The sequence below is a fragment of the Halorubrum sp. Ea8 genome (assembly GCF_002252925.1).
Classification (GTDB): domain Archaea; phylum Halobacteriota; class Halobacteria; order Halobacteriales; family Haloferacaceae; genus Halorubrum.
Genome location: NZ_NHPF01000020.1, coordinates 1 through 637, shown reverse-complemented (window position 1 = coordinate 637; position 637 = coordinate 1). Strand labels below are relative to the sequence as shown.

General features: G+C 60.3%; 1 pseudogene. It reads left to right on the top strand.

Annotated elements, in window-relative coordinates:
• Positions 1-637: pseudogene (locus DJ74_RS18975) on the top strand (FAD-binding oxidoreductase); the annotation flags it as partial.

Sequence of the window (637 nt, the reverse complement as noted above, 5' to 3'; positions counted from 1 at the left end):
GTCTCGTGGGCTCGGGCGACTCGATCGGAAATTCGGCCTCGCTATTGACAACCTCTTATCGGCAGACGTCGTCACCGCCGAGGGCGATCTCGTCCATGCCAGCGAGAGCGAGAATCCGGACCTGTTCTGGGGGCTCCGCGGTGGCGGCGGAAACTTCGGTGTCGTCACGTCGTTCGAGTTCCGACTACACGAAGTCGGGCCAGACGTACTGACCGGGCGTGTCATCCATCCCGTTGAGGCCGCCCCGGACGTCCTGCGCTTTTACCGCGATTTCATGACCGACGCCCCTGACGCCGTGCAGTGTTACGCGGCCTTCACGCAAGTACCACCGCTCCCCGAGTTCCCGGAACCGCTCCACGGACAAACTGTTCTCGTGCTGGTACCATTCTACGTGGGCGACATTGAGAGTGGGAGAGCGGCGCTCCAGCCACTTCGAGAGGTTGGGGATCCGATCGCGGACACCGTACAGCCCCAGCCGTATACCGTTTCTCAACGGAGTTCCGACGATATCTATCAGGAGGGCCATCGGAACTACTGGAAGTCACATAACTTGGAAGGGCTCTCCGACGAGGCTATCGAGACGATGGTTGAACACGCTACGCCGATCCCATCACCGTTTACGACAGTTTTTCTGGAG